The following is a 4,532-nucleotide window of genomic DNA, read 5'->3' as shown; positions in this document are numbered from 1 at the left end:
TTTTAGTTGAATATTTTGACATAAAAAAACCGCCTTAAAAAATTAGATATTATGTCTAACTTTTTTAAGGCGGTACAGAAGATATTACAAAAGAAAAAATTGATAAGGATTAAGAATGTTTATTATCAATCATTTCAAAAAAAGCTATTAGTCCTTTGCAGACTAATAGTTTTTTATAATAAGCATTTTAAAAAACATAAAACTAACTCATCAATATTTCTAACGTCAATAATCATCCCAAAAATTGAACAAAATCACAACTTGTGGTAGTCTTTTAAAAGTGTAAATATCAGAAAACAAGGATTAGGTGATATATGTTTAAACAATTTAATAAGCTCGCGTACTATTTGTACTTGCTATTATTAGTAGTCATTAGTACGGGATTATTGCTAATCGACCATGACACGAGCGTAGTAAGTCCGATTTTATCGTTTGCAGTCGCTTTACTGGGCCTTAGTAATGTGTTCTTTACTTATCAAGGCTTAAAGGTTAGCCCTGTAAATCGCCATATTGCGCAAAAAGTTGGTATTAACACTGGTATTTCTACCATTTTGTTATTTGTAATTATTTTATTTTTTGCCAAAACAGATAGTAGCTTCCTATTTATTAACAATTTCATCAGTATTATTCAACTAGTATTAAAGGTAAGTAGTGTCGCTATTGCCATCACTATTTTAATTAATGCTTTAGCTGGTGAAGCTAATAAGAAGTATACCTTAGGAACTTCGCTAGTCGTTAACCTATTAATTTATGTTATTAATTTTCTAGATCATGACAACATGCACATCTATAATATTTTAGATTTTTATAATGGGACCACACTTAATGGTGGACACATTTTTAACGATGCGGAATGGTTCAAAACTTTCACCGTTATGTTAATTGCGATGGCCATTGGACAAGTCGGCTATGTAGTACGCAATCGTTTTAAACCTAAATCGATTATGTTCCTATCATGTTGGGTATTGTTATCTATCATTGGCTATATGGGCTATAACGGTTCTTACACCAGCTATCAACCTAATGGTCTAGTTAAAGCTCAATTGGTTAAATCATACGACATTACTATGTATGACAATAAAATTGATACTACGGTACATTTGAATAAACCAAGTGATGGCGTGCTTAGTTTTAATTTCTATAGTGGATTACAAATTAATTCACTCAAGGCCCTTAATCAAAATGGTAAATATGATAAGGTCGACTACCAAGTTAAAAATGATTATTTAACAGTTAAATTACCCCAAGGTCAAAAATACACTGCCCTTAAATTGAATTACTATGGTGAGTTCAATATTAACGGTGATGTCGCCTATCTAAATAAAAAATATGTAAACTTGGATAGTGCTGAGATTGCTTGGTATCCCGAAACTCAATTCGTCGATGTGGTGTCATTCACTAATAAGACTGGTGATCGTTTATACACTAACTCAACCGGTCCTAAATATGAAATGATTGCTAACGGTAAAACGGTTAAAAGTAAACTTGCTAAATTCAACGTTTTCAAAGACCCTGTTGCCTTGAAAAACATTCAAGAAGCTACGGTCGTGCATAATAAATAATTCATACATCCCCAGTTGAAAGACATAATTCAACTTGGGGGTGTTTTTTATTGAAAATAATTTGATACAATATGGATTGAATCTCTGAAGGAAGTGAAAATAATGAAACATAAACAGATGTTGATTATTTTGTCGGTCGCCATTGTTTCATTTTTAGGAACTGTGGATATGAGTATCGTAAATACGGCACTACCACAAATTTCTAAAGATTTACAGGTACCGATGAACCAAGCTGAATGGATTTCTTCAGCCTACCTAGTATTAATATGTATGTCATTAATACTATTTGGTAAGCTAGGTGATCAACTCAGCAAAGCACGTATTTTTCAAATTGGGACCCTGGTATTTACCATTAGTTCATTGATTTGTGGAATTAGCACTAATTTAACCGTCTTATTAGTCGCACGTTGTCTGCAAGGGCTCGGTGCTTCCATGACCATGGCCACTAATATGGGAATTATTACGGAATCAGTGCCATTTGGTTCACGTGGTAAAGCCTTAGGAATCAACACGACCATTGGTCAATTAGGTTATATTGCCGGTCCGGCAGTAGCTGGAATTATTTTATCCGTTGCTAGTTGGAATTGGATTTTTCTATTCAACGTGCCAATTGGGATTGCAGCCTTTATCTTTGGTGAATTTGTCTATCATAAACCTAATAAGTCAAATGAACGTCCTAAGTTACAAATTGATTATTTAGGCTTTATCACTTTAGCCCTCGCGATTGGGATATTCTTTATCACCATTTTTACTGGTCAAGAAATTGGTTTCCATAATCCAGGAATTATCATCGCCTTTATCATTACGGCCATCCTTGCGATTGCCTTTATTCATATTGAGCGACACGTTGAGGAACCTATTTTAGATTTATCACTATTTAAAAATCCCGGTTTTACCATTAGTATTGTGGCGTTAATGTTCATGTACATCATTATTTATTTCAATAACGTATTATTGCCATTTTATATTCAAGATAATTTGAAATTCTCACCATCACAAACTGGATTCATCATGAGTGTGCTACCGGTAGTTAACGTATTCACAGCTTACTTAGGTGGCGTTTTATGTGATAAATACGGTGCCGTTAAGATGTCCTTGCGAGCTTCTATTATCTTCGTAATTGCTGAAGTTTTATTTGCAATCGTTCGTCCAGAATGGCCACTAGCAATCTTATTATTAGGCTTTGTCATCTTTTCCACTGCCAATGGGCTGTTTCAAAACAATCCGATGGTTATGGAAAATGCCCGTAAAGATCAACAAGGCGTGGCTGGTTCAGTGCTCGCCCTAAGTCGTAACATTGGTTTTACAGTTGGACTATCACTAGCTACATCCCTACTCTATACTGGAATGAGTTTCAAAGCCCACCGTTCAATTACTACTTATCCATTTGGCCATGATGACTGGTTCTTGTTCGGGATGCATTTCACTTACTGGATTGCCGCAATTATCATGTTAATCGTTATGGTAATGTTAATCTGGTTAATGCACCATCATAAGAATGTTCAAAATCAATAGTTTACCGTCTAAAAGTCCCACACAAATCCTAGATTGTGTATGGGGCTTTTTTATTGTAAATAATGAGTATGATGATAAGGATGGTTAAAATCAATAAATGATAATTGATTTAATATTTTAAATGGGATGCGTGTATTGTACAATTAAGCTACATACCAAATACTAAGGAGTCACAATAATGAATCCTGAACAATTTTTTGAACAAGCAAAACAAGCTTTAAACTTAACAGAGAATACTGTATTACAAAGTAGTTACCAATTTGGCGTAGATGCTGACCATTTAGCTGATTTAGTTCAAACTGGAATTAAAACTGCCACTACTAGTGCATATGATTTGTATGAACCTAATGAGCCACTGCCTAAAGTTGGTGCTTATGATGTAATTTTAAATAGTCGTGATGAACCTATTTGTGTAACTAAAACTGATGATGTAATTATTACTCCTTACCGTTCAGTCGACGATCAACATGCCTATCAAGAAGGTGAAGGCGATCGTAGTTTTGCATATTGGAAACGTGTGCATAATGATTTCTTTGAGAACGAATATGCAGCTGCGGGAAAAAACTTTAATCCGGAAACTGCCATGATGGTATTAGAAAAATTTCATGTGGTTTATCCTAAATAGGCAACTAATATGAAAAAATTAACCTTAGAAGCGTATCATCAACAATATTTTTACAAAACTGAACTAGTTCAACTATGCCGACAGTATAAATTACCGACCTATGGAACCAAAGCCGAGTTAAATAATTATCTCGAACAATTCTTAAGTGGCGCTCCAGCTAATCAAATACATGCTAAACGTCCTAACCACAATAAAAGCAGGCATCAATTAACTGCTGATGAAATTAGTTTAACAACTAAATTATTGGATCCGGGGTTTAGTTTTAATCAGGCTGCACGACAATTTTTTGCTAATTATTTTCACGTGCAAAAATTTAGTTTTAAAAAGTCAATGGCTGTGATTAAGCGTAATGCTGAAGTAGAGAATGATACTCAAATAACTGTTGGCGATTTGATTCAACAAATGCAAGTACCCTTAGAGCGTAAAAATCATGAAGAATCCACTTACCAATGGAACCACTTTGTTAGGGATTTCTGTCACAGTACACCTAGTAACTCATTTAACAATCAGATAAAGGTTGCTGCTATTTTATGGCAACATGTTAAAAATTCTAAACAGCCGAAAGTTTATCATGACGATTTAGTAAATAAATATTATGACGAAATTAAAATATATCAAAAATAAGGAGCGTTTAATTATCAAACATCGAAACATTATCTATCTGGGTATCTTTAACATTTTGCTCAGCATCGCTATCTTTTTCATTCCGTTTACCATTCTGCTAGTGGGAATGGGTAATTATGGTGGTAGTAGTGTGAAGTGCCTTAAAAAAGTTAGACAATTATTACTAAATTAAATATTTAATTTCATGGAATGATTTCGATATTCAA

The 4,532-nt window shown here is 33.9% G+C and carries 4 protein-coding genes; all 4 read left to right on the top strand.

Annotated elements, in window-relative coordinates; translation table 11 throughout:
- Positions 1-314 precede the first annotated feature (314 nt).
- The gene (locus tag K5Q11_RS07460) at positions 315-1,562 is read left to right on the top strand and encodes a hypothetical protein (protein ID WP_220728773.1); all 1,248 of its coding nucleotides are present in this window, start codon (positions 315-317) and stop codon (positions 1,560-1,562) included.
- A gap of 102 nt (positions 1,563-1,664) precedes the next feature.
- Positions 1,665-3,077 (top strand): MFS transporter, encoded by a 1,413-nt coding sequence (locus K5Q11_RS07455; protein ID WP_220752419.1) that lies wholly within the window; start codon positions 1,665-1,667, stop codon positions 3,075-3,077.
- Between the two features lie 178 nt (positions 3,078-3,255).
- Complete coding sequence (locus K5Q11_RS07450) at positions 3,256-3,702, top strand: ASCH domain-containing protein (RefSeq protein ID WP_220752417.1); 447 nt, start codon at positions 3,256-3,258, stop codon at positions 3,700-3,702.
- 9 nt (positions 3,703-3,711) lie between these two features.
- The gene (locus K5Q11_RS07445; protein WP_220752415.1) at positions 3,712-4,326 is read left to right on the top strand and encodes an SAP domain-containing protein; all 615 of its coding nucleotides are present in this window, start codon (positions 3,712-3,714) and stop codon (positions 4,324-4,326) included.
- Positions 4,327-4,532 lie beyond the last annotated feature (206 nt).

Source organism: Apilactobacillus xinyiensis (assembly GCF_019656235.1).
Taxonomy (GTDB): Bacteria; Bacillota; Bacilli; order Lactobacillales; family Lactobacillaceae; genus Apilactobacillus; species Apilactobacillus xinyiensis.
Note: the sequence above shows the minus strand (reverse complement) of the source record. Positions and strands in the feature narration are given on the sequence as shown.